The organism is Amycolatopsis sp. NPDC004625 (genome assembly GCF_040609695.1).
Taxonomy (GTDB): domain Bacteria; phylum Actinomycetota; class Actinomycetes; order Mycobacteriales; family Pseudonocardiaceae; genus Amycolatopsis.
Window position 1 is genome coordinate 128,392 of record NZ_JBEXKX010000023.1, and the last position, 24,829, is coordinate 153,220.

18 protein-coding genes and 1 rRNA gene are annotated in these 24,829 nt (G+C 70.7%); 4 read left to right on the forward strand and 15 right to left on the reverse strand.

Translation table 11 applies throughout. From position 1 onward, the window contains the following. Nucleotides 1-4 precede the first annotated feature (4 nt). The 8 genes from ABZW17_RS25720 to ABZW17_RS25755 all read right to left on the reverse strand — a co-directional run bounded on the left by ABZW17_RS25720 (nt 5) and on the right by ABZW17_RS25755 (nt 12,501). Nucleotides 5-874 (reverse strand): carbohydrate ABC transporter permease, encoded by an 870-nt coding sequence (locus ABZW17_RS25720; RefSeq protein WP_354819134.1) that lies wholly within the window; start codon nt 872-874, stop codon nt 5-7. Beyond that, nucleotides 871-1,839, reverse strand: a complete 969-nt coding sequence (locus tag ABZW17_RS25725) for a sugar ABC transporter permease (RefSeq protein WP_354819137.1) — start codon at nt 1,837-1,839, stop codon at nt 871-873. The genes ABZW17_RS25720 and ABZW17_RS25725 overlap by 4 nt, the downstream gene beginning before the upstream one ends. Then, the gene (locus tag ABZW17_RS25730; RefSeq protein WP_354819140.1) at nt 1,817-3,193 is read right to left on the reverse strand and encodes an extracellular solute-binding protein; all 1,377 of its coding nucleotides are present in this window, start codon (nt 3,191-3,193) and stop codon (nt 1,817-1,819) included. The genes ABZW17_RS25725 and ABZW17_RS25730 overlap by 23 nt, the downstream gene beginning before the upstream one ends. A gap of 565 nt (nt 3,194-3,758) precedes the next feature. Beyond that, nucleotides 3,759-4,766, reverse strand: coding sequence for a LacI family DNA-binding transcriptional regulator (locus ABZW17_RS25735; protein ID WP_354819143.1), 1,008 nt, complete (start codon nt 4,764-4,766; stop codon nt 3,759-3,761). Nucleotides 4,767-5,888: 1,122 nt separating this feature from the next. Next, the gene (locus ABZW17_RS25740) at nt 5,889-7,298 is read right to left on the reverse strand and encodes a HAMP domain-containing sensor histidine kinase (RefSeq protein ID WP_354819146.1); all 1,410 of its coding nucleotides are present in this window, start codon (nt 7,296-7,298) and stop codon (nt 5,889-5,891) included. Next, the gene (locus tag ABZW17_RS25745; RefSeq protein ID WP_354819149.1) at nt 7,295-7,969 is read right to left on the reverse strand and encodes a response regulator transcription factor; all 675 of its coding nucleotides are present in this window, start codon (nt 7,967-7,969) and stop codon (nt 7,295-7,297) included. The genes ABZW17_RS25740 and ABZW17_RS25745 overlap by 4 nt, the downstream gene beginning before the upstream one ends. 101 nt (nt 7,970-8,070) lie before the next feature. Next, nucleotides 8,071-10,245, reverse strand: coding sequence for a discoidin domain-containing protein (locus ABZW17_RS25750; protein ID WP_354819152.1), 2,175 nt, complete (start codon nt 10,243-10,245; stop codon nt 8,071-8,073). A gap of 12 nt (nt 10,246-10,257) precedes the next feature. Further along, nucleotides 10,258-12,501, reverse strand: coding sequence for a discoidin domain-containing protein (locus ABZW17_RS25755; RefSeq protein ID WP_354819155.1), 2,244 nt, complete (start codon nt 12,499-12,501; stop codon nt 10,258-10,260). Nucleotides 12,502-12,700: 199 nt separating this feature from the next. On the opposite strand from ABZW17_RS25755, the gene ABZW17_RS25760 reads away from it, so the two are divergent. Together ABZW17_RS25760 and ABZW17_RS25765 are read left to right on the forward strand one after the other, a co-directional pair. Then, complete coding sequence (locus tag ABZW17_RS25760; protein WP_354819158.1) at nt 12,701-13,483, forward strand: methyltransferase domain-containing protein; 783 nt, start codon at nt 12,701-12,703, stop codon at nt 13,481-13,483. Further along, nucleotides 13,480-14,403: an alpha/beta hydrolase fold domain-containing protein gene (locus tag ABZW17_RS25765; RefSeq protein WP_354819161.1), complete on the forward strand. Its 924-nt coding sequence runs from the start codon at nt 13,480-13,482 to the stop codon at nt 14,401-14,403. The genes ABZW17_RS25760 and ABZW17_RS25765 overlap by 4 nt, the downstream gene beginning before the upstream one ends. On the opposite strand, the gene ABZW17_RS25770 is transcribed toward ABZW17_RS25765, so the two are convergent. The 5 genes from ABZW17_RS25770 to ABZW17_RS25790 all read right to left on the reverse strand — a co-directional run bounded on the left by ABZW17_RS25770 (nt 14,389) and on the right by ABZW17_RS25790 (nt 21,061). Further along, nucleotides 14,389-16,125: a choline/carnitine O-acyltransferase gene (locus ABZW17_RS25770; protein ID WP_354819164.1), complete on the reverse strand. Its 1,737-nt coding sequence runs from the start codon at nt 16,123-16,125 to the stop codon at nt 14,389-14,391. The two genes, ABZW17_RS25765 and ABZW17_RS25770, sit on opposite strands and share 15 nt — an antisense overlap. After that, nucleotides 16,122-16,928, reverse strand: coding sequence for a class I SAM-dependent methyltransferase (locus ABZW17_RS25775; protein ID WP_354819167.1), 807 nt, complete (start codon nt 16,926-16,928; stop codon nt 16,122-16,124). The genes ABZW17_RS25770 and ABZW17_RS25775 overlap by 4 nt, the downstream gene beginning before the upstream one ends. Nucleotides 16,929-16,944: 16 nt before the next feature. Beyond that, nucleotides 16,945-17,799 carry an arpA protein gene (locus ABZW17_RS25780; protein WP_354819170.1) on the reverse strand — a complete coding sequence of 285 codons (855 nt, stop codon included), beginning with the start codon at nt 17,797-17,799 and terminating at the stop codon, nt 16,945-16,947. Nucleotides 17,800-17,887: 88 nt separating this feature from the next. After that, on the reverse strand, nt 17,888-18,418 hold the full coding sequence (locus tag ABZW17_RS25785; protein ID WP_354819173.1) for a DUF4232 domain-containing protein: 531 nt from the start codon (nt 18,416-18,418) through the stop codon (nt 17,888-17,890). A 45-nt stretch (nt 18,419-18,463) separates the two neighbouring features. Further along, nucleotides 18,464-21,061 carry a bifunctional FO biosynthesis protein CofGH gene (locus ABZW17_RS25790; RefSeq protein WP_354819176.1) on the reverse strand — a complete coding sequence of 866 codons (2,598 nt, stop codon included), beginning with the start codon at nt 21,059-21,061 and terminating at the stop codon, nt 18,464-18,466. A 153-nt stretch (nt 21,062-21,214) separates the two neighbouring features. Here ABZW17_RS25790 and ABZW17_RS25795 point away from each other — a divergent pair, with 153 nt between their 5' ends. Next, nucleotides 21,215-22,762: a transposase gene (locus ABZW17_RS25795; RefSeq protein WP_354819194.1), complete on the forward strand. Its 1,548-nt coding sequence runs from the start codon at nt 21,215-21,217 to the stop codon at nt 22,760-22,762. Here ABZW17_RS25795 and ABZW17_RS25800 read toward each other — a convergent pair. Both ABZW17_RS25800 and ABZW17_RS25805 read right to left on the reverse strand, forming a co-directional pair. Then, nucleotides 22,747-23,505 (reverse strand): SDR family oxidoreductase, encoded by a 759-nt coding sequence (locus ABZW17_RS25800; RefSeq protein WP_354819179.1) that lies wholly within the window; start codon nt 23,503-23,505, stop codon nt 22,747-22,749. The genes ABZW17_RS25795 and ABZW17_RS25800 overlap by 16 nt on opposite strands. Further along, nucleotides 23,502-24,284: an alpha/beta fold hydrolase gene (locus ABZW17_RS25805; RefSeq protein WP_354819182.1), complete on the reverse strand. Its 783-nt coding sequence runs from the start codon at nt 24,282-24,284 to the stop codon at nt 23,502-23,504. Before ABZW17_RS25805 ends, ABZW17_RS25800 begins: the two co-directional genes overlap by 4 nt. Nucleotides 24,285-24,738: 454 nt before the next feature. Between ABZW17_RS25805 and ABZW17_RS25810 the strand changes: the two genes are divergently transcribed. After that, nucleotides 24,739-24,829: ribosomal RNA gene (locus tag ABZW17_RS25810) — 16S ribosomal RNA — on the forward strand; the annotation flags it as partial.

A 24,829-nucleotide genomic window follows, 5' to 3' on the forward strand; every position in this document is an offset into this window, starting at 1 on the left:
AAACTCAGCCCTTGAGGCTGCCGGCGGTCAGCCCGGCGAGGATCTGCCGCTGGAAGGCGAGGAACAGCGCCACCATCGGCAGGCTGGCCAGCACCATCCCGGCGACGAGCACGTTGAGCGGCATGTCGATCGCCACCCGCTGCAGCATCACCGAGAGCGTCTGCTTTTCGGTGTCCGGGAACACCAGCAGCGGCCAGATGAAGTCCTTCCACGCGGCGACCACCGCGAGGATCGACACCACGGCCAGGATCGGCCGCGAAATCGGCAGGATGATCTTCCAGAGCGTGCGCACCGGCCCGGCGCCGTCGATGCGCGCCGCTTCGACCAGCTCGTCCGGGATCTGGTCGAAGAACCGCTTCAGCAGGTAGATGTTGAACGCGTTCGCCGCCGCGGGCAGCCAGACCGCGGCCGGCGAGTTGATCAGGTTGAGGTGCAGCAGCGGCAGGTCCGTCACCGTCACGTACGTCGGGACGAGCAGCGCCGTGGCCGGCAGCATCAGCGTGGCCAGCATCAGCCCGAGCACGACGTTGCCGAACTTGGGCCGCAGCTTCGACAGCGCGAACGCGGCCGGGACGTCGATGGCCAGCTGCGCCAGCCACGCGCCACCCGCGACGATCAGCGTGTTGAGGAAGTACTTGCCCAGGCTGAGCTGGTTCCAGGCGTTGGCGAAGGTTTCCGGGTGCCACTCGTGCGGGACGAGCGTCGCCGGCGTCTGGGCCAGTTCCTGCGGCGACTTCAGCGCACCGGTGACGACCCAGTAGAGCGGGAACATGAAGGCCAGGACGAAGACGGCGAGCGTGCCGGCGAAGACGACGCCGTAGACCAGCTTGCCGCGCGGGCTGCGCAGCGCGCCGGGGGAGACGAGGGTTCTCATGACTGGTCCGCCTTCCGCGTCAGCCGGACGTACCACGCCGAGAACACGCCGAGCGCCACGAACAGCAGCAGGCTCATCGCGCTCGCCGCGCCGAAGTCGTTGTAGACGAAGGCGTAGCGGTAGAGGAGCAGGAGCACGGTCACCGTCGAGTCGTCCGGGCCGCCGCCGGTCATCACGTACGGCTCGGTGAACACCTGCATGGTCGCGACGACCTGCAGCAGGAGCAGCACCAGCAGGACGAACTTCGTCTGCGGGAACGTCACGTGCCGCAGGCGTTTCCCCAGGCCGGCGCCGTCGAGCTCGGCGGCTTCGTAGAGCTCGCCGGGGATCGTGCCGAGGGCGGCGAGGTAGATGAGCGTGGTGCTGCCCATGTTGGCCCAAGTCGAGACGAAGACCAGGCTCAGCATCGACGTCGTGGACGAATCCAGCCACTGGCCGCCGGGCAGGCCGACCGCGCCGAGCGCCGAGTTGAACAGGCCGGGACCCGGGTCGTAGAACCACTTCCACATCAGCGCCGTCACGACCGGCGGCAGCATCACCGGCAGGTAGACGGCGAGCCGGAAGAACGCCTTGGCGTGGCGGAGTTCGTTCAGCAGCACCGCGGTGAGGAACGGGACGGCGAAGCCGAAGACGAGCGCGAGCCCGGTGAACAGCAGCGTGTTGCGCCAGGCGACGCCGAAGAGCGGGTCGGCGAACAGTTTCTCGAAGTTGCCGAAGCCGACCCACGTGGGCGCGTTGACGAAGTCGACCTGCTGGAAGCTCAGCAGCACCCCGCGCACGATCGGGTACCAGGAGAACAGGGCGAACACCACGAGCGCGGCGCAGAGCAGGCCGTACGCGGTGAGGTTCTCCTTGAGCCTGCGGCGGATCTTCGTCCGGTTGCCCTGGGCGGCGGCCGGGCGCCCGGCCCGCGACGGTTTCGCCGCGGGCCAGGCGAGCAGGCTACTTGACCTGGGCGAGGACACTGGTGACCTTCGACGACGCCGACGACAGCTGCTGGTCGAGGTTGGCGTTCTGGTCGGTGAGCACGGCCTGCATCACGCTGTCGAGCGCGGCGTAGATCTGCTGCGCGTTCGGCGGCTCGATGCTGCCCTTGATCTTGCTGGTGGTGTCCACGTAGGACTGGAAGTTCTTCGCGGGAACGTTGGCGTACTTGGCCTTCAGGGCCAGCTGCTGCTCGCGCACCGAACCGGTCCAGACGTCCGGAGTCGGCTCGGCGGGCAGCCCGACCGGCTGCTTGCCGTCGACGTACTGCTGGATGTGCTTCTCGAAGCGGTCCGGGTTGAGGTACTTCCACTGGATCCACTCGAGGCCGGCCTTGATCTTTTCGGGCGACGCCTTCGGGTTGACCATGTAGCCCTCGCCGCCGAGCAGCGTGCCCTGCCCGCCGGGCATGCCGGCGATGCCGTAGTCCTCGTACTTGCCGTTGAACTGCTTGACGAGCACGGGAACGTTGTCGGGGGCGGCCATGTACATGCCGAGCTGGCCGGCGCCCATCATCCGCTGGACGTCCTGGGCTTCGAGGAGCTGCTTGGCGCCCATGGAGTTGTCGGTCCAACGCATGTCGTGCAGGTACTGGAGGGCTTGTTTGCCCTTCTCGTTGGCGAAGTCGGCGACCCACTTGTCGCCGTCCTTGCGGGCGATGTCGCCGCCCATCGAGTACAGCCAGCCGGTCAGGTGCCAGCCACCCTGGTTGTTCTTGCTGTAGTCGGCGTACCCGACGGTGCCGTTGCCGAGCGCGGCGATCTTCTTGGCGTCGGCGCGGACCTCGTCCCAGGTCTGCGGCGGCTTGTCCGGGTCGAGCCCGGCCTTCTGGAACAGCGGGCGGCTGTAGAGCAGGCCCATGGTGTAGTTCATCGTCGGCAGGCCGTAGAGCTTGCCGTTCGCGTCGCGGAAGTTGTCCAGTAGTTCCGGCTTGATGTCGTTGATGTGCGGAACGCTCTTCGCGGCTTCCGTGATGTCGGCGGCCTGGTGCCGCGCGATGATCTGCGCGGGATCGGTGAAGTAGACGTAGTAGACGTCCTCGAGCTGCCCGCCGGCGAGCTTCGCGGAGAAGGTCTTCGGGTCCATGAAGCCTTCGTGCGGATCGATGTCGATGTTCGGGTGCGCCGCCTCGAACTCCTTGACGTCGGCGTCGAAGACGCTGCGCTCGAACGGCTGACTGGTCGGCGGCTGCCCGGTGACGGTGATCTTGACCTTGCCGCCGGCCTGAGCCGCGGAGTCACCATCTCCGCAGGCGGCAACGGTGAGGGCAAGACCACCGGCGGCAACCAGGCACAACATCCGGCGGGCAGGGGATCGGGACCAGGGACTGCTCATCTCAAGCCTCTTCTCGGGGTCGCGACGGCTGTCACGTGATTGCGGTCACTCTAAAGTGGCAAACCAGATCAGCGCAATAACCAGACGAGAATCTGCAAGTTACGAACAGCCCCACCCGGCCCCCGAGAATCCCAACGGCCAGCCGCCAGACCACGGCACGCACCCGCCCAGACCCCCCTCCCCACCCCGATACGAAGCCGAAAACACGGACGGTGGCGCCGGGTCAAGGCATCTTTCCCGCCTTGACGCGGCGCCACCGTCCGTAGTCACAATCAGGCTTCGGGGTGGGGGGCACACAACGCCCCGACCGCGCCCCACAAGCCGACCGCCCACGTACGCGAGCCGACCCTCCACGTACGCGAGCCGACCGCCCAGACACGCGAGCCGACCCTCCACGTACGCGAGCCGACCGTCCAGGTACGCGAGTTCGCCGGCCAGGTGCTCCAGGCCGGTGACGGGGAAGTCGACTCGCATACCCAGCGGGCCGACTCGCGTACCCAGACGGACGACTCGCGTACCCGGAGGGTCGGTTCGCGTACCTGGACGGTCGGTTGGGCAGGGACGGTCAGGGGATGAGGCGGGCGGTGGACCCCCGGACCACCAGCTCCGGCGCGAACAGCAGCTCCTCCGCCGCCACCTCACCCCCGTTGATCCGCTTCACCAGCAGCTCCACCACTGCCCGCCCCATGGCCTCGATCGGCTGGCGGGTCGTCGTCAGGGGCGGGTCGGTGCAGTTCATCAACGCCGAGTCGTCGTAGCCGACCACCGAGATGTCCTCCGGCACCGACAACCCCTGCCGACGCGCCGCCCGCACCGCCCCCAGCGCCAGCAGGTCGCTGGCGCACAGCACCGCCGTCGCTCCTCGCGGGTACAGGCGGGCCGCTGCCGCGTGGCCGCCTTCGATCGAGAACATCCCGTGCTCGACCAGCTCGTCCAGGACCGGCAGGCCCAGCTTCGCCGCGTACGACCGGAACGCCTCGAGCTTGCGCTGCGACGGCACGTGGTCCGACGGCCCGAGCACCAGGCCGATCTTCTCGTGCCCGAGCGAGCTCAGGTGCCCGACGACCTGCTCGACGGCCACCGCGTCGTCGCACGAGACCTGGGGCAGGCCGAGGTGGTCGACCGCCGCGTTGATCAACACCGTCGGCAGCCGCCGCTCGACGAGGTGGTGGTAGTGCGAGTGGACCGCGTCCGCCTGCGCGTACAGCCCGCCGGCGAACACCACGCCCGACACCTGCTGCTGCAGCAGCAGTTCGACGTACTCCGCCTCCGACACCCCGCCCGCCGTCCGCGTGCAGAGCACCGGCGTGAACCCCTGCTGGGCGAGGGCGTTGCCCATGATCTCGGCCAGCGCCGGGAAGATCGGGTTCTGCAGCTCCGGCAGCACCAGCCCGACCAGCCGGGCGCGCTCGCCCCGCAGCTGGGTCGGCCGCTCGTACCCCATCACGTCCAGCGCGGTCAGCACGGCGGCGCGGGTGCTGGCCGACACCCCGGACCGGCCGTTGAGCACCCGGCTGACCGTGGCTTCGCTGACCCCGACCTGGCGGGCGACTTCGGCAAGACGACGCGTCATAGCCGAAACTTTACAGCAACTCAGCGCAAAAGCACGACGTGCGGCACCGGTGCAGAACTGGTGATCAACGGTCACGGGGCGCGTACATCCCGTTCCTAGCTTGGCCGTCGTGACCAGCACCCTCGACCGCACCACGACGTCCCGCGGCCTGACCGCGCTCGCCGCGTTCGCCCTGCTCTTCGCCGCCTACCGCGGGTTCCGGCTGCCCGGCGACTGGGCCGTGACGCTCGAAGCCGTCTCGTTGACCGACGGCTTCCACCGCCGGTTCCTCGTCGGCACCCTGCTCCACCCGTTCGCCGTCGCGACCGGGTACGCGTACTGGGTGTTCGCGGCCGCCGCGTTCGCCGTCCTCCTCGCCCTGCTGGGCGTGCTGGCCACCGCTTTCGTCCGCGCCCGGCACCCCGGTCGGAAGCTGCTGATCGCCGGCTGGCTGCTGCTGCCCTCCGGCGGGTTCCTCTTCCACGAGGTCGGCTACTTCGACCAGGTCCTGTACCTGCTGCTGTTCGCCGCCCTGCGACAGCTGCCGCGCCGGCCCGCGGTGGCGTCCGGGCTGCTGACGGCCGCGGTGTTCACCCACGAAATCGCCGCGCTCACCGTCCTGCCCGTCTTCGCGGTCGTGCTGCTGCGGCGGTTCCCGGTGCGGCGCGCGGCGCTGCTGCTCGTGACGCCGGTCGTCGCGGAACTCGCCGTGCTCGCGCTCCCGGCGTCGAGCCCGGGCGCGGTCGCGCGGCTGAAGTCCACGCTGGCCACCGCGGACTTCACCCCGCGAGCCGACGCGCTGGCCCTGTTCGAACGCACCCAGAGCCAGAGCTGGCAGCTGTATTCGATCACCGAGGTGCTGCTTTGTGTGGCGCCGATCTTCGCCGTGGTCGTGGTCGGCGCCCTGCTGCACCGCCTCGACGCGCTCGCCGTCGCGGCGGTCGCGGCGCCCGCGTTGCTCGCCTTCGCGGGCTGGGACTGGGCGCGGTGGGCCTTCCTGCTCGTCGCCAACTTCGCCGTGGTGCTGTGGCTGAGCCCGGTACGGACCCTGCGTCCGCTCCCGCTGCTCGCCGGCGCGGTGCTGCTCGCCTCCCTGCCCCTGCCGTACTTCGACGGGCAGCACCCGCGCGAGCTGACCGCCGGTCAGCTGCCCCGGGGAAGCCGGATCGTGAACACGGCACCGCCGTCGTTGTGCACCGCGAGCGAGCCGCCGTGCGCCAGCACGTTCTCCCGCGCGATCGCCAGGCCCAGCCCGCTGCCCTCGGTCGCCTGACGCGCGTGGTCGCCGCGGGTGAACCGGTCGAACAGGATCGGCAGCAGCTCCTCCGGGACCCCCGGCCCGGCGTCGGCGACGCGCACGACGACGTCTTCGCCGGTGCCGTCGAGGGTGATCGTGACCGGCGCGGCGCCGTGCCGCACGGCGTTGCTCAGCAGGTTCGCCACCACGGTGTGCACCCGCCGCGGGTCCGCGACGACCGTGACGTCACCCGCGGAGTTCACGACGGCCTCGACGCCGGTGACCTCGGCGGTGTCGCGGACCAGGTCGGCGAGGTCGACCGGCACCACCCGCAGGTCGGCCTTCCCGGCGTCGAACCGGGCGATCTCCAGGAGGTCTTCGACGAGCTTCGCCAGCCGCCGGGTCTGGGTGCCGAGGATCTCGGCGGCGCGGGTGCGGGTGGCGGGCTCGGCGTGGTCGAGGCTGTCGACGGTGGCGAGCATCGAGGCCAGCGGCGTCCGCAGGTCGTGGGCGACGTCGGCGACGAACCGCCGCTGCTGGCGGTCCTTCGCGTGCAGCTCGTCGATGGACTCGCCGAGCCGCGCGGCCATCGTGTTGAAGGAGACGGCCAGGGCGGCGACCTCGTCCCGGCCCTTGACCGGGACACGGGTTTCGAGCTCGCCCGCGCCGAGTGCGTCGGCGGCCGTGGACAGCGCCTTGATCGGGCGGCGGATCCGGCGGCCGATCAGGAGCGCGACACCGGCGCCGAGCACACTCACCCCGAGCGCGATGCGGACGAGCTTCCAGCGCAACGTGGTCAGGTCGTCGTCGAACCGGCTGAAGTCCAGGAACTGGACGAGGTGGTAGCCCGGCACCGACAGGTTCGCGTTGACCACGAGCACCTTCCGGCCGGTCTGCGGCACTCTCGCGTAGGCGCTTCCGAGCTGCTCGGGCAGCCGCTGGGGGAACAGCTCGTCCCGCACCGCCCGCAGCACCGTGAGCTTGTCCGGCACCGGGATGAGCGAGACGTACCCGGTGGCGGCCCGGACGACTTCGACCGTCCCGCCGGGGCGCTCGGTCACCAGCGCCCAGTCCGGGACGGGGCCCAGGCGGTTGGGGACGTCGTCGAGCCACCCTGCGGTGCCCACCTTCGAAAACTCCTGGAGGATCCGGCGGTCGGCGGCCACGCTGCGCACGGCCGACCAGGCGAAGCGGCCCTGTGCCTCGTCCGCCTGCACCTGGTAGGCGGAGTACGCCATCACCGCCGTTGCCGTCGTGGTCACCCCGACGATCGCCGCGACGATCCGCGTCCGCAGGCTGATCGCGGGAAGCCTCACTTCGTCACGAGCCGGTAGCCGAGGCCGCGGACCGTTCGCAGCAGCACCGGGTTCGCCGGGTCGTCCTCGACCTTCGCCCGCAGCCGCGCGACCGCCGCGTCGACGATCCGCGAGTCGCCGACGTAGCCGTAGTCCCAGACGCGCTTGAGCAGCACCTGGCGGCCGAGCACCTGGTTCGGGTGTTCGGCGAACTCGACGAGCAGCCGGATCTCGGTGGCGGTCAGCGCGAGTTCTTCGCCGTCCCGGGTCACGCTCATCGCGGCGGCGTCGATCTCCAGCCCGCCGACGCGCAGCAGCCCGGCCTCCGGCACGGCCGGGCGCGCGCGGCGGCCGATCGCCTTGATCCGCGCGTCGAGCACCCGCGGCTCGGCCGGCTTGACCACGTAGTCGTCGGCGCCGCATTCGAGCCCGGCGACGACGTCGATCGGGTCGCCGCGCGCGGTCAGCAGCACGATCGGCAGCCGGCTGCGGGCGCGGATGCGGCGGCAGACCTCGAAGCCGTCGATGCCGGGCAGCATGACGTCGAGCAGGACGAACTCGGCGTCGCCCAGCGCGGTGAGCGCGTGCTCGCCGGTGGGGGCGTGGACGACGTCGTGGCCCAGCGCGCCGAGGGCCAGCGAAAGCGCCTCGGCCGGCGGTTCGTCGTCCTCGACGAGCAGCAGACGCGGCACTGGTCCTCCCCGGGATGATCTCCGGGGCGATGCTAATGCAGCACACGGCGGCCCGAGGGTTCCCGTGCGGAACCGTCGAGCCGCCGTGCGGTTTCGTCACACTAGGCCGCGGCCACCTCGAATTCGGACACCTGGCCGGCGGGCCAGCCGGTGTTGCCGGTGAACGTCAGCCGCACGAACCGCTGGGACGTCGCCGCGAAGGACACCGACGCGGTGTTGCCGGACGCCGGGTCGAACGTGTAGCCGCGCGAACCCACCAGCGTCGAGTACGAGCCGCCGTCGGTGCCGGCGGAGATCGTCACCGTCTGGGTCCGCGTGCCCCACGCCGAGGACGGCGGCAGTCTCAGCGTCACCTTGTTGATCGACGCGGCCGCGCCGAGGTCGACCGTCAGCGTCTGCGGGAAGGCGTTGTTCGTGCTCTCCCAGTAGGAGTTCGCGTCCCCGTCGTTCGCGTTCGACGGCGGGAACCCGCCCTGCGACCCGGACGCGCTGATCGCCTTGCCGCGCGCCAGGTTGCTCCCGGACGTGGGCGGCTGCGGCGGGCCCGAGTTCGGCGCGGGCCAGGTCGAGCAGTCGCTCCAGGTGCCGGTCCAGCCGCTGTTGCCGGAGCCGCCGAACGTCATCTTCGGGATGGACGCCGGGTAGGGGCAGTTGTACGTCCCGGTCACGCCGACACCGGACGCCGTCAGGTTGCTGATCGACACCGACCCCTGGGTCTGGGACTGCGCCACGAACGTGCCCGCACCCTGCACCGAGACGCCGTCGATCGTGATGCCCTGGATCGGCTTGCCCGCGCCGTTGCCGTCGATGAACTGGATGGCCTCGTACGGGCTCTGGATCGCGGTGAACCCGGTGACGCGGACGGTCACGCCGGTGATCGCCTGGTCGCGGGCGTCGAACCACAGCGCGCCGACGCCGAACTGCCAGTTCGGGTCGAGCGCCCCGGCCCGCAGCGCGGTGTTGTTCGACAGCGTCACGGTGCCGGACAGGGGCACCGAGTTGAACCGGTTCGCCACCAGGTAGCCGCCGCCGAGGGCGTTGGTGTCCTGGACGAGGTTGCCGATCACGGTGTTGTTCGAACCGCCGTAGAGGGCGATGCCGTTGGCCAGGTTCGGCTGCACGACGGTGTTGTTCGCGAGGGTGTTGCCCGAGTCGGCCTGGCCGTTGGACCACAGCGCGAGACCGTCGTCGCCGTTGTTGCGCAGGTAGTTGTTGCGCAGCGTCGAATTCGTGACGGCGCCGTCGAAGTTGACGCCGTCGGCCTGGGTGTCGAGGATGCGGTTGTTCTCGATGGTGACGTTCGACGAAGCGCCGTTCATCAGCCACAGCCCGCACTTCGTGTCCTGGATCCACAGGCCGGACACGACGGAACCGGTGCCCAGGACGCCGTGGAACGCGTTGTCCGGGCTGCCGTCGTTGCGCTCGGTCACGTCACCGAAGACGGCGAAGTCGTACAGCTTGATGTTCCCGGACGCGCTGCCGTTGTTGAAGATGTTGTTGCCGTGCAGCACGGTGTACCACGGGCCCGCGCCCCGGACGGTCGTCTGGTCGATCTGCAGCGCCGACCCGATTTCGAACCGCCCCTGCGGGACCCACACCTCACGCCCCTGCGAACGGGCGGCGGAAAGGGCGTTGCGGAACGCCTGCGAGTCGTCCGACGAGTCGTTCGCCGTGGCACCGTAGTCGGTCACCGACAACGCGTTCGCCGGTTTCGCGCCCGCGCCGCCGACCTGCTCGAAGTCGGCGAGGTCGATGGTCGCCTGGCCGACGTCGCCGGAGTCGGCCTGCACGCGCACCTTCGCGCCCGCGGCCAGGTTCTGCCCCAGCAGCAGCCGGGCGTCGTCGAAGAAGTGGTGCGTCTTCGCGCCCGGGATCCAGCCGGTGTCCACATAGGAATACCGGGCGGTGACCGGCAGGGCCAGCTTGGACCCGTTGACGAGCACGGTGAGGCGGCCGGACGAGCCGTCCGGGACGTTGTAGTGGACGTTGATCGAATTGGCCGCCGCGGGCAGCGTGAACTCGACGTACTGGCCGGTGGTGAGCCGGACCGCCTGCCGACCGGAGGCTTCCGAGGCGATCGAAGCCTGCGTGTGGTCGGGGCCGACGGCCGAGCCGTTCGTCGCCGAGCACTCGGCTTCGACGGTCCGGAACGGCACGCTCGCGCCGCCGGACGCGGTGGTGGGACAGGTGGCCGCGGCCGCCGGGGTGGCGCCGGACAGCACGGTCAGGCCGGACGCGGCGAGCGCGACGGCGAGCAGAGCCGGGATGCGGGACATCGTCAGCACCTCTCAGGAGGAATAGGCTTCGAGTTCGGACAGCTGGCCGGCGGGCCAGCCGGTGTTGCCGGTGAAGGTGAGCCGCAGGGTGCGCACCGACGTCGCCGGGAAGGTCACCGTCGCGGTGTTGCCGGAGGCGGGGGTGAACGTGTAGCCCGCGGCGGCCTTGACGCCGTCGACCGAGATCGTCTGCGTGCGGGTGCCCCACGCCGGGGACGGCGGCAGCTTCAGCACCAGCCGCGAAACGCTGACCGTGCTGCCGAAGTCGACGGTCAGCGACTGCGGGAAGGCGTTGTTCGTGCTCTCCCAGTAGGAGTTCGCGTCGCCGTCGACCGCGTTGCCGGGCGGGAACCCGCCCTGCGACCCGGACGCGCTGATGCTCTTGTGCAGCGCCAGGTTCCCGGACGGCTGGGTCGGCGTGGTGGTCGGCGGGGTCGTGGTCGTCGTGCCGCCGTTGTCCGAGCCGTACACCGGCGTCGGCCACGAGCCGCAGTACGTCGTCGACCAGCCGGAGTTGCCGCCCTGGTCGGCCAGGCCGCTCATCGCGTCCGGGCCCAGGCAGTTGTAGACGCCCGCCCGGCCGATCCCGGTCGCGACGACGTTCTTCACCGATCCCGTCGGCTTGGCCTGGAGCTGCCAGGCGAACGTGCCGGCGCCGGTGATCCGGACGTTCGTGAAGTGCACGTCGGTCGTGGCGCTGTCGATGAACTGGATCGCTTCGTAGTTGTTGTCCTGCAGGTCGAGGTCGGTGACGTCGATCCGGCCGGTGATGGCCGAGTCGCGGCCGTCGAACCACAGCGCGCCGACGCCGAACTGCCAGTTGGAGTCGAGCACGCCGGTGCGGATCGCGGTGTTGCGCGCGACCGTCGTGGTGCCCGACAGCGGCACCGCGCTGAACCGGTTGGCGATGTGGAGGCCGCCGCCCTGGTCCTGGGTGTCGGCCACCACGTTGTCGGACACGGTGTTGTCGTGCCCGCCGTAGACCGCGATGTTGTTGGCGAGGATCGGCAGCAGCACGGTGTTGAAGGAGAACGTGTTGTGGTGGTCGGCGTCGTGCTCGGACCACATCGCCAGGCCGTCGTCGCCGGTGTTGCGCAGGAAGTTGTTCGTCACCGTGACGTTGCTGATGCCCTGGTGCAGGTTCAGCCCGTCGGCGGTCTGGTCGAGGATCCGGTTGCCGGACACGGTGAGGCCGTCGAACGGCCCGTCGAGCCACAGGCCGACCTTCGTGTGCTGCAGCCACAGGTTCTGCACGACCGAGCCGCCGCCCAGCGCGCCGCCGATGGCGTTGGACTGGTCGCAGTCGACGCGGGCGTCGACCTGGCCGATGATCGCGAAGTCGTAGAGCTTCACCGCGCTGCTCGTGCCGGGCACGGCGGGGTTGCCGGGGTAGGTCGGCGTGCCGCAGCTCGCCGGTTCGCCCTTGCCGAAGATCCCGGCGCGCGGGCCGGTCAGCACCGAGTACCACGGTCCGGCGCCGCGGATCGTCACCTGGTCGACGGTGATGTGGTGGCCGAGGGTGAAAGTGCCACTCGGGATCCAGACCTCCTTGCCCTGGCTCTTCGCGGCGGCCACGGCGGCGTCGAACGCGGCGGCGTCGTCGCTCGTGTCACCCGCGGTGGCCCCGTAATCGGTGACGGACACCGAATTCGCGGGCCGGGCGTTGGCCGCGCCGACCTGCTCGAAGTCGGCGAGGTCGACGGTGACCGGCGTGACGTCACCGGCGTCGACCTGCAGCTTGATCTTCGTGCCGGCCGGGTAGCTCGTGCCGAGCAGGGCCCGGGTTTCGTCGTAGAAGTGGTGCGCGTGCCCGTCACCGGGGTTGTTGGTGAACGGGTACGAGCCGTAGTACCAGGCCCACTTCGACGTCAGCGGGACGTCCCGGTTGTGGGCACCGCCGACGTAGAGCGAGATCGTGCCGGCGGCGGAATCCGGGACGCTGTACCGGAAGTCGATCGAGTTCGCCGGTGCGGTGAGGGTGAATTCGACGTACTGGCCCGGGCCGGAGAGCGTCACCGCCTTCCGGCCGGAGGCTTCGCCGGCGAGGGTGCCCGCCGCGCGGTTCGGGCCGATGACCGCGCCGTTCGTCGCGGCGGATTCGGCTTCCTGTTCGACGAAGGGCACGCTCGCGCCGCGGGCGGCGGCGAGCGCGCCGGCCGGTACCGCGGCGATCGTGACGCCGGCCGCGGCGACCACGGCCGCGGCCAAAGCACCGAACCGGAATCCGGGCGCGTTGAACACAGAGCTGGGAGACATGGGCAGCACTGGCCTTTCCGCAGCAGGTGGGGACCATCTGTGACGGGGATCATACGAATCCCGGACAAGAAAGTGCAATAGATGGACGAACTTACGCAAGTTTGCGACAGGAATTGACGATTGCGCCGGATGCCCGGCGTTCGCTTACACCCCGCGGAGCAACGCCCGGGCACCCCCGTTCCGCTGCTACTTTCTGGGCATGAGCCAGCGACGTGCGGACGGGAGCGCCGGGGACGCCGACTACGGCGCCATCGGCGGGGTCTACACCGACTACCGCAAGCCGGATCCCCGCATCGGCCGGTACATCCTCGACGCACTGGGCGACGCGCGAACCGTCCTGAACGTCGGCGCGGGCGCCGGCGCGTACGAACCCGAAGACCGGGAAGTGACGGCGGTCGAACCGTCGGCGTCGATGCGCGCGCAGCGGCCGCCGGGCCTGCCGCCGGCGGTCGACGCCGTCGCGGAGAAGCTGCCGTTCCCGGACCGGGCGTTCGAGGGCGCGATGAGCACGTTCAGCGTCCACCAGTGGAACGACCTGTGGGCCGGGCTCAAGGAGCTGCGCCGGGTCACCCGCGGCCCGGTCGCCATCCTGACCTGCGACCCGGAGCGGCTGCGCCGGTTCTGGCTGCTCGACTACGCACCCGAGGTGATCGAGACCGAAGCCCGCCGCTACCCGTCGGTCGACGACATCGCCGACGGCCTCGGCGGTCACACGTCGGTCATCGGCGTCCCCGTCCCGATCGACTGCACGGACGGCTTCAACGAGGCGTACTACGCCCGCCCGGAGCGCCTGCTCGACGCGGGTGCCCGGCTGTCGTGCTCGGCGTGGAGCTTCGTCGACGACCGCGTGCACCACCGTTTCGCGGCGGAACTGCAGCACGACCTGGACGACGGCACGTGGGAACGCCGTTACGGGAAGTTGCGTGAGCAGCCGAGTTTCGAGGGCTCGCTGGTGCTGGTGGTTTCGGACCCCACGGCGTGACGCCGCCGCGGTTCGACCCTGAGCTGACACCGGTCATCGAGGCGCTGCGCGCGCTTCGCCCGTCGCTGTCCCGCCTGGACGAAATCCCGGGCCGCCGGGAGCTCAACGCCGCGGACGCCTGGCCGGTCGACCGGCTGGCCGCCGCGTACCCGGCGCACCGGGTCACCGAGGAACACGTGGGCGAGCTCCCGTTGCTCGTCCTGCGCCCGGCCGAGAGCGCGGGTGTCCTCTACCACGTTCACGGCGGCGGCCTGATCGCCGGCAGCCACCTCGGCCAGGACGCGCGGAACGCGCTGGCCTGGTCGGGCGAGCCGGACCTGACGATCGTCTCGCCGGGGTACCGGCTCGCGCCCGAGCACCCGTACCCGGCGGCGCTCGAGGACTGCCACGCCGGTCTGCTGTGGACGGCCGAGAACTGCGCGGGCCCGCTCGTGGTCGGCGGGGTCAGCGCGGGCGGCGGGCTGGCCGCGGCGTTGACGCTGCTGGTCCGCGACCGCGGCGGCCCGGCCCTGGCGGGCCAGCTGCTCGCCTGCCCGATGCTCGACGACCGCAACGACACGCCGTCGGCCGTCGACCTCGACGGCCACGGCCTGTGGGACCGGACGGCGAACACCGTCGGCTGGACGGCCTACCTCGGCGACCGCCGCGGCACCGGAGACGTCCCGGCCTACGCGGCGCCGGCCCGCGCCGAAGACCTTTCCGGGTTGCCGCCGACGTTCCTGGACGTCGGCGCGGTCGAGACGTTCCGCGACGAGGTCATCGCCTACGCGAGCCGGATCTGGCGGGCGGGCGGGGACGCCGAGCTGCACGTGTGGCCAGGCGCCTTCCACGGCTTCGACTCGCTGGCGCCGGCGGCGCGGGTCAGCCGGGCGGCCAGGGCCGCCCGGCGGACGTGGCTGCGCCGCCTACTCGGCCAGTAGCTCCTGCAGCTCCCGCACCGCAACAGCAAGCTCGTCGGCGAAGCGGTACATCTCCGCCGAAACGTGCTTCGGCGTGCTCAGGTAGATGTTCCACCGATCCGGCAGCAGCACGTACGCGACACCGATGCACTGCGGGCTCGTCGAGCCGAACCCGAAGTACCGGATGTTGACCGACGGCGCCGAGCTGGTGCTCAGGTAGTCGTCGCGCAGCTTCAGCCAGCCCGGCGACGAGTACAGCGCCGGGGTTTCGGTGTCCCCACGGCGTTTCCCGATCAGCTGCAGCTCCCACAGGTGCTGCTCCGGCGCGTCCCCCGCCTGGCACTCCTTGGCCCGGGCCACGTGCTTCGCCGCGGCCGCACGGAACGCCTCGCGCTTCGCAGCCGCCGAGGCGTCGGAGGTCATGACGTCGGCGAAGCGCACGACTTCCGGCGTCACGACCCGCATCGCCTCGGTCCGGCCGTTCTGGAACTGCCGGGTGGCGATCGACTCGTACGTCGCACCCGTCAGGCCCTTCGCACGGCGGTGGGCCAGTTGGTACGCCATCTGCGCGAAGGCGTCCGGCGACATCCCGAGCTCCTTCGCCCGGTTGGCGCCGAAGTCGAACGACACCGTCTGCGTCGCCGTCGCGTCCGCGTACGCCTTGAAGGCCGCTCCGGCCGCGCGCGCGTCTTCGCGGAGGGCGTCGGTCAGCGTGAACTCGATCGCCTCGAAGCCCGGGACGCCGCCGGCCGTCTCCCGTGACGGTCGCGAGCCGCTCAGCAGCGCGTCGGTGAAGCCGAGGATCGTGGTGCCGTCGAGTTCGCAGTGCTCGACGTTGATGCCCGCGCTGCCGTCCTCGAAGACGACCAGCGACACGGCCTTGTCGTACCAGCGGTTGTCGCCGTACAGCAGCCGGTCACCGGCTTCGAGGTCGTCCGACGGCGTGACGTCGTCCAGGCACAGGCAGAACAGCGCCGTCTCGATGGTCTCCAACGCCGCGGCGTTGCCCGCTTCGACCAGCGCGGCCCGCGAAGCGGCCCACTCCGCGCGCGCCTTCGTCGTGAAGGGGCCGGCCGGGACGTCGGGGACGTGGTCGTCCTTCAGGATCGCGCGCAGCGCGTCGGCCAGTTGCGCCGCCGAGTACGGGCGGCCGTCCTCGGCGAGGACGTCCAAGCGGAACGGCGTGCCCTTCGAGAACACGACGATGTGCCGCTCGGGCGACGGGAACCGCGTGCGCGCGGTGTCGAGCACCTCGCCCGGGATGCGCGTGGCCGAGAACAGGAACTTGTGCTGCACCATCGACTGCGGCGTGCCGCGCAGCAGCACCGGCGGCACGAGCTCCTCGTCGAGCTTCAGCTTGTAGTCCACGGCGGACGCGGCCAGCTCGGCCGCGCGTTCCACCTGGCCCAGCGGGGAATCCTGGAACAGGAAGAAGAAGTTGGCGTTGAGCGCGATCCGGTCGCGGCGGCCGAGGTAGCGGTACGGCCAGAAGGTGTCGAGCCAGCTGCGCACGCCGGGTGCGCGGTCGTACTCCTCGAGCCGGGCCTGCAGCTCGGGCCCGGGACCCGCCAGGAACTCCGCGAGCGCCGCTTCGGTCTCCGCCAGCTCGTCCTCCGTCAGCAGCGGGGTGCACCACTCGAGGAACCGGCGGCCGCTGTCCGCCAGCGTGGGGAGCGGGACGCGGAGGAGCCGGTCCTCGTTGCCGAAGGTGCGGGTGGACCATTCCGGACTGCTCACGTTCATCCTTCTTCGGGGAGTTCGAGGGGGACCGAGCCTTCAGGACGGGAAACATACAGCCGGGCGTAGAGCCACCCGTCGGACTCCAGGCCGGTGGGGTCGACCCCGGCCGCGCTCAGCGTGTCCAGGATCTGCGTCCGCTCCTCGGCGGAGGCGAACTGCCGCTGCCGGAACACCCCGCCGACGCCCTCGGTCTCGTACCCGAGCTCGGCCAGGCTCTCGGCGATCGGCTCGTACGAGAACATCCGCAGCACGAAGTGCGCCATCCACGGCCGGGCACCGCGCGCCACCCGGGACAGCGTCTTCTCGGTGACGTACCCGACGCAGCCGGTCGAGATCACGAGGTCGACGTCGTCGAGGAGCTTCTGCTGGGTGCTGTCGGGGTCGTCGCGTTCGAAGTCGGCGTGGATCGCCTCGTCGAGAAAACCCGCGGACAGGGCGTACTCGAGGGCCGGGGCCGAGTTGTCCAGGCCGTGGAACCGCGGCCCGCCGAGGTGGACGCGCTCGCGGTCGGCCTCGACCAGCGCCGCGTGGTCCAGCGCGCGCACGGCCGGGTCGGTGTAGTGGGCGTAGAGGTCGTCCATCGTCGCGTCGCACCGCTGCAGGGCCGCGTTGACACCGTACGAGCAGCCGATGTCGAGCACGGTCGGGCGCTCGGCGGGGTGCTGGCCGATCAGCTTCGTGAAGTACGGCTTCGCCAGCTGCGGGATGCCGTACTGCACGCGGCGAAGCGTGGTGAAGAACGGTCGCGGGTCCGGTGCGGTGTAGATGTGGTCGAATGAGATCTTGCCGGTCGAGTCCAAAGGCACGGGCCAGGCTCCTGATCTAGTCGAGCAGTTCGTCGCCGCGGGCGGTCCGCTCCGCGAGGTGGGCGGGCAGGACGCGGCCGAACAGCTGCCGCGTCCGCTCGGGGCTGCCGATCACGCCCGGGTGCTCGCTGTAGGCGAAGATCGCGGAATGCCGCGCGATCGCGCCCTCCACCGTACTGACCCGGTGCAACGCGAAGCGTCCTTTGAACAGCTGAAGATCGCCGGGCCGCAGGTCCAGGCGCCGGACGAGCCGGGTGTCGCCGGCCAGCACCGCGCGCACGGCGGGGAAGTTCTCGTCCGCCGCGGACCGGATGCCCGGGCAGTGCTCGAACGTGCCGCCGTCGGCCGCCGCCTGCGTCAGCATGCTGACGGTGTGGGTGTTCGTGTCGAAGTGCCACGGGTGCGCGCGGCCGGGTGCGATCACGTTGAGCGTCAGCCCGGACAGCGGGTCGGCGAGCTCGTGCAGCTCCGGCAGCCCGAAGCAGTCGGCGACGAACCGCTGGAACACCGGGCTGGTGTAGAGCCGGCTGATGATCGCCGACGCGGGGATGTGGTCGCGGGCCACGAAGGCGTTGCCGCGTTCCATGATCGTCCGGCCCGGGTGGTCTTCGGGCAGCGGCTCGCCGATCGCGGTGTTGTAGGCGTTGACCTGCTCGATCTTCGTGTACGCGTGCGGTTCGAGGGCGGCGCATTCGGCCCGCAGCACGGCACGCAGCTCGGGGCGGATGAAGTCGGTGAGCACGCTGCAGCCGGCGTCGGCCAGCTCCGCGCGGGTACGGCCGACGACCGCGCGCCAGGCGGGACCGTCCGGTTCGGTGAGCGGGTAGCGGTCGGTGTCGACCATTTCCAGTGGCGCTACGGAGGTGCTCATCGAACGTCCCTTCCGGCATTGGAAGAGACAGAGTTAGCACAGATCCCCGCTGGTCAACCGTCAGTTTGTGAGCGGTGACACAAGGTGGTCAGTGACCGATCGCGGTGGCCCAGGCGCTGAGCTTCACGGTGTCGGTGGTGCCGAGGTCGGTCTCCAGGGGCTGCTTCTGCGCCGGTTCCCCGGGGATCGGGACGACCGAGATCGCGGCGCCGGTGTGCTGGTCGCCGCTGGTGACGGTGGCTGACCAGGCGAGCACCGACACGGCCTTCTCTCCCGGTTGGAGGGTCAGGTTCTGCGGCCCCGGATCGGGGGCGAAGTAGGACGTCTCGTGCAGCACCTGCACGTCGAGCGGTTCGCCGTCGCCCGCCAGGACCTTCAGGTCCGGGTAGCCGGTGACCTTGCGCGCGACGGTGTCCCGGTTGGTCAGCGTCAGGACGCTGGCGCGGTGCCCGAGCCCGGCTTCGACCTGACCGACCGAAAGGGACAGACCGGTCGGCGGCGGGGGCCCGTACGTCGGGCTGGGCGAAGGTGCCGGCGTCGGTGCGGGTGGCGGCGGTGGGCTGCCACAGCCGGCGAGGAGCGCGAGAGCGAGCAGCGGTGCGAAGCGAGAAACCCCCATGTGGGTGAAGGATAGCGGGCGCCGGTCACCCGGCGCCCGCACACCTCACGGGGTCAGCAGCGGCAGGAGCGGCTTGCGCACGGCGGTCGCGACGCCGTCGGACGCCTCCGCCGCGGCGAGCCGCTCGGCCGACGGTCGTCCGTAGCCCGTCGTGCGCTGGACCAGCGGGCGCCCGAGCGGCTCGACCATCGCGCGCATGTCGCTGATCGTCTTGTACGACCCGTTGGACGCGCCCGCCATCCGGCTGATCGTCTCCTCCATCAGCGTCCCGCCGATGTCGTTGACGCCGCCCTGCAGCACCGCGCGGCTGCCTTCGACACCCAGCTTCACCCAGGAGCTCTGGATGTTGTCGATCATGCCGTGCAGCAGGAGCCGCGACAGCGCGTGCACCGCGCGGTTCTCCCGCACGGTCGCCCCGGCGCGGGCCAGCCCGGCGAGGTAGATCGGCGAGCTCTGGTGGATGAACGGCAGCAGCACGAACTCGCTGAACCCGCGCCGTCCGTGCTTCTCCAGGCCTTCGCGCTGCAGCCGCGCGAGGAGCTTGAGGTGCGCGACCCAGTGCGCCGGGGTGTCGACGTGGCCGTACATCATCGTGGACGTCGTCGGCAGCCCGACCTCGTGCGCGGTCGTGACGACCTTGATCCACTCCGACGTCGGCAGCTTGCCCTTGGTGAGCACCCAGCGGACGTCGTCGTCGAGGATCTCCGCGGCCGTGCCCGGCAGCGAGTCCACGCCGGACTCCTTGGCCTTGATGAGCCAATCGCGGAGCGAAAGGTTGGTCCGCGAAGCGCCGTTCACGACCTCCATCGGGCTGTAGGAGTGCAGGTGGATCTCCGGCTGGCGGCGTTTCACCTCGGCCGCGAGGTCGAAGTACGCGGTGCCCGGCAGGTCCGGGTGGATGCCGCCCTGCATGCAGATCTCGGTCGCGCCCGCGGCCCACGCCTCGTCGACGCGGTCGCCGACCTGCTCCAACGAGAGCGTGTACGCGTCGGCGTCGGTGCGACGCTGGGCGAAGGCGCAGAAGCGGCAACCCGTGTAGCAGACGTTGGTGAAGTTGATGTTCCGCGTGACGACGAAGGTGATGTCGTCGCCGACCGTCTCCCGCCGCAGGTCGTCGGCGATCCGGGTGAACGCGTCGAGCTCGCGGCCGTCCGCGTGCAGCAGCGCGAGCGCGGCGTCGTCGGAGAGCCCGGCCGGGTCCTTTTCCGCGCTGCGCAGGGCTTCCAGGACGTCGGTGTCGAACTTGGCCGGGCCGGTCTTGATCCGTTCGCCGATCTCCTTCCAGTCCCCGTACACCGAGTCGAAGTCGCTGCGGCGGTCCTCGGTGCGGCCGCTGGTGTCGATCTCGGTGTGCAGGTCGGTGCGGCCGGACTCCTGCCAGCCGCCGTCCGGCTCCTGCCACGGGATGCCGATCGGCATCGCGTCCTCGCGGGCCATGCCGGTGTCGTGGTCGACGAGCGCGGCGACGTGCCGGGTGATCCGCGGGTCCAGCCACGGCTCGCCGGCCTTGACGTACTCCGGGTAGATCGTCAGCCGTTCCTTGAGCTCGAAACCGGCCTTCTCGGTGCGGCGGGCGAGCTCGTCGATCTGCGGCCACGCGCGCTCGGGGTTGACGTGGTCCGGGGTCAGCGGCGAGACGCCACCCCAGTCGTCGATGCCGGCCCGGATCATCAGGTCGTACTGGTTGCCGATCAGGTTCGGCGGTGCCTGGATGCGCATCTTCGGGCCGAGCACCAGCCGCGCCACGGCGATGTTGGCCGCGAGCTCTTCGAGGTCGGCGTCCGGGGTCGCGCGCATCTTCGTGTCCGGCTTGGCCCGGAAGTTCTGCACGATGACTTCCTGGATGCCGCCGTAGGTCCTGGCGACCTTGCGGATCTCGAACAGCGCGTCCGCGCGCTCCTCGAACGTCTCGCCGATGCCGATGAGGACACCGGTCGTGAACGGGACCGAGCTGCGCCCGGCGTCTTCGAGCACGCGGAGCCGTACCGCGGGGTCCTTGTCCGGCGAGCCGTAGTGCGGGCCGCCCTTCTCGCTCCACAGCCGGGTCGCGGTCGTCTCCAGCATCATGCCCATCGACGGCGCGACCGGCTTGAGCCGCTGGAAGTCCGGCCAGGTCAGCACGCCCGGGTTGAGGTGCGGCAGCAGGCCGGTCTCTTCGAGGACGCGGATGGCCATCGCCCGGACGTAGGAGAGCGTGTCGTCGTAGCCGTGCGCGTCCAGCCACTCGCGGGCGGCCTTCCAGCGGTCCTCGGGCCGGTCGCCGAGCGTGAAGAGGGCCTCCTTGCAGCCCATCTCGGCACCCTTGCGGGCGATGTCGAGCACCTCGTCCGGGGACAGGAACGGCGATTCGAGCTTGCCGGGCACGGTGACGAACGTGCAGTAGCCGCAGCGGTCGCGGCACAGGCGGGTCAGCGGGATGAACACCTTGCGGCTGTAGGTGATGACGCCGGCGCGCCCGGCCTCGGCCAGCCCGGCGTCGCGGATGCGGGAGGCGTACTCGGAAAGCGTGGTGAGGTCGTCGCCGCGGGCGTGCAGCAGGACGGCCGCTTCGGTGACGTCCAGTGTCTTCCCGTCACGCGCCCGGGCGAGCGCGCGGCGCATCGCGGAGGGCGTCGGGGCGGTGGCGTCGGGTTCGGGTCCCATTCCGCCCACGCTAGGACCGTCCTCGCGGGACCAGCCAGTGTGTGTTGCGCACCCCGCGCACCCGATCGGCTCGCCCGGCGGTCTGCGCAGGTGAGGGGCCTTCCGTGGTTGTCGATCAGCGCGGTGCCGTGTATTACCTAAAGGGTGGCATCGGTGGTCGGCAAGAAGATCGGCGGACGGACGTACTACTACCTGGCGGAGTCCGCCCGGGTGGACGGCAAGCCGCGGGTGGTGACCCAGCGTTACCTCGGCACGGCCGACGAGATCGCCCGCGCCGTCCCGGGCGGCGAGCCCGCGTCGGCGTCGTACCGCACGTACGGCGACGTCGCCGCGGTGTGGGCGACACTGTCCCGGCTGGACTTCGCCGCCCGCGTCGACGACGTCGTGCGCGCGAAGCCGCCGCTGGGGCCGATGCTCGCCGTCGCGGTGCTGCACCGCGCGACCGCCCCCGAGACGCCGATCGGGTCGTGGTGGGAGACGGGCGCGGCCGCCGGCCTCGTCCGGCCGCGGTTGTCCACAGTGGACGGCTTGTGGCGGGCCCTGGACCGCCTGACGCCCGAACGCATCGCGGGCATCGAAGAGACCGTCGCCGCGGCGGTCCTGGCCACTTCGGACGACCACGCGGCGCTCGCCGTCGACGTCCCGCAGTTCGCCGCGTTCGCCCCGGCGGACTGCACGCTGCCCTCGGCCTGCCCGGGCGTGCTCGCCGGGGCCGGGCTGCGGGTGACCCGCGACGGCGCCATCCCGCTGGCGTCGCGGCTGTACCGGCGTGACGACGGCACTGCGCCCACGTTCGCGTCGCTGATGGCGGACCTGGGGCCGGCGACCCTCGTCTTCCACGCCGGCCAGGCCGCCCAGCTGGACCTGGGCTCACGCAGCGGCTTCGTCGGGTCGCTGCCGCTGACCGACCACCCGGAGCTGCTGACCCAGCCGGCGTCCGCCCGCAAGCGCGTCGACCCCGAGCGGTTCGCCGGCCTGACCGCGCTCGACACGCACGCGGTCGTCGACGGAGTCCGGCGGCGGGTGATCCTGACGCACTCGGCGACGCTGCACGCGGCGCAGTCCCGGGCGTTCGCCGACGAGCTGGCCACCGCGACCCGCGAGCTCGACGGCCTGGCCGAGGCCCTGGCCGCGGGCACCCACCGCGGCGATCGCGCCCAGGTGCACGCCGAGATCGGCCGCGTGACGCGCGGCCGGCGCATCGAACGCGTGCTCACCGCCGTCCTCAGCGGGAACCGGCCCGGCGACATCCGGGTGGAACGGCGGATCGACGCCGCCTCGCTGGCGCGGCTGGACGAGGAGTTCTTCGGCAAGCAGGTCCTGGTGACGGACCGGGACTGGCCGGTCGCCGAGGTCGTGACCGCCTACCGCGCCCGCACGCACCTGGAGTCGACGTTCCGCTGGCTGACCGGGCCCGCCGTCACCGGCCCGGCCCCGCGCTGGGCGTGGACGCGGCAGCGGATCGCGGCGCACGGCCTGGTCTCGGTGCTCGCCGCGACGGTGACCCACCTGATGCGGCGCGAAGCGGACCGGGCGGGGATGAACCTGTCGGTCCGGGAGCTGCTGGACCGGCTCGCGGGCATCGGCGAGCTGGTCCTGACCTACCCGTCGACCGGCGGGCGGCCGCGGGCGAAGCGCCTGCTGACCGGGCTGGACCCGGATCGGCAGGCGCTGTTCTCCCTGTTTCAGGACTCCCGGTAGATCTGCAGCGCCGAGAAGCTCTGGACCACCGGCATCAGCTCGATGACGTTGATGTTCACGTGCTTCGGCTGGCTAGCGGCCCAGAGGACGGACTCGGCGACGTCGTCCGCGGTCAGCGGCGTGGTGCCTTCGTAGACCTTGTCGGCCTTGTCCTGGTCGCCGTCGAAGCGGACCTTCGAGAAGTCCGTGCCGCCGACCATGCCGGGCTCGACGTTGGTGACGCGGACGCCGGTCCCGTGCAGGTCGCTGCGCAGGTTGAGGCTGAACTGGTGGACGAACGCCTTGGTCGCGCCGTAGACGTTGCCACCGGGGTAGGGATAGGTGCCGGCGATCGAGCCGATGTTGATGACGTGGCCGCGGCCGCGCTCGACCATGCCCGGCAGCAGCGCGCGCGTGACGTGCGTCAGGCCGCGGACGTTGGTCGCGATCATCTCGTCCCAGTCCCGCAGGTCGGCCTTGTGGGCGGGCTCGAGGCCCTTGGCGAGGCCGGCGTTGTTGACCAGGACGTCCACCTGGTTCCACTCCGCCGGGAGGGCGTCGATCGTCGTTTTGACCGCTGCGGGGTCGCTGACGTCGAGGGTCACCGGGAGGACGGCGTCGCCGAGCTCGCCGGCCAGCTTCTCGAGCTTGCCGGCGCTGCGGGCGACGGCGATCACGCGGGCGCCCTCGGCGGCGAACCGGCGTGCGATGGCGGCACCGAAGCCGGCGCTCGCGCCGGTCACGAACACGGTCTGCTGGGTCATGAAGTTGCTCCGCTGCTGGTCAGGAACGTGCTGAAGGCGTCGTCGAACTCGGTCTCGCGCTCCAGGTTAGGCAGGTGACCCGCGCCCTCGATCACCACCAGGGTGGAAGTCCGGATTTCCCGGTGGATGAGTTCGGCGTCGGCGACCGGGGTGAACTCGTCTTCGCTGCCGACGACGACCAAGGTGGGGACGTCGATGCTCGCCAGGGTGCCGGTGTAGTCGGGGCGCTCGGCGCGTCCCCGGAGCGCGGCCGCGGCTCCCCGGCTCGGGGCGGTGCGCATCATGCGCCGGACGTGGGCCTCGACGTCCGGCCTGGTCGCGCGGGTCCGCTTCGAGATCATCTTGGGGAGGAGCTCCTCGGCGTAGCGCTCCATCCCTTCGTCGGTGATCCGGTCGGCGGTGTCGTAGCGGGCCTGCTTGGCCTGCGGGGTGTCGAGGCTCGCGAAGGTGTCGGCGAGCAGGAGCGTGTCGACGCGGCCGGGGTGGTCCTGCACCAGCTGCATGGCGATCTGGCCGCCCATGGAGAGACCGCCGAGGACGAAGCTCGTCAGCTCCAGGTGGTCGGCCAGGCCGATGAGGTCGTTCGCGAAGACGTCGAGGCCGGTCCTGGTGTCCTCGGTGGGGGACTCGCCGTAGCCGCGGAGGTCGGGGGTGATGACCCGGTGGCCGCGGTCCGCCAGGTACTCGGCCTGGGGCCGCCACATCGAGCGGTCGAAGGGGTGGCCGTGGACCAGGAGAACGGGGCGGCCGCTTCCGAGGTCGTCGTAGGCGAGGTTCATGCCGCCGACGCTAAGCGGAGCGTTGACCCGGAGCAATACGGCGCAATGTAGTCGGAGCAATGTTCTTTCGGTGGCGCTCGGGGCCGGTTCGGGGCAGACTGAGCCGTAGACGGGCTCCGTCATGGGGCCTGACCTGCGCTGATCTTGTTAACCGACCCCCCTGTTTCGGGCCGTTTTCGAGCGTGTAATGTTCTCTTCGTCGCCAGGGAAACCCGGCCGACACGGAGACACGAACCAAGCTCTCGCAAACCGCGATTGAGTGGGTGCTCCACCAAAAACTGCTAGGAATAACCCGCTTCGGGTGACGCTGGGCCGATGAGGTACGGTGTTGTTCGATGTGTGTTGCTTGAGAACTCAACAGTGTGCTAGTGAACTAAGCCAGTAGAGCTTATATGAAACCCCCTCGTCGGGGTTTCCTTTGAGATGCAAGCAATTGCCTCGATTAAACTATTCATTGTTGGAGAGTTTGATCCTGGCTCAGGACGAACGCTGGCGGCGTGCTTAACACATGCAAGTCGAACGCTGAACCACTTTCGGGTGGGGAT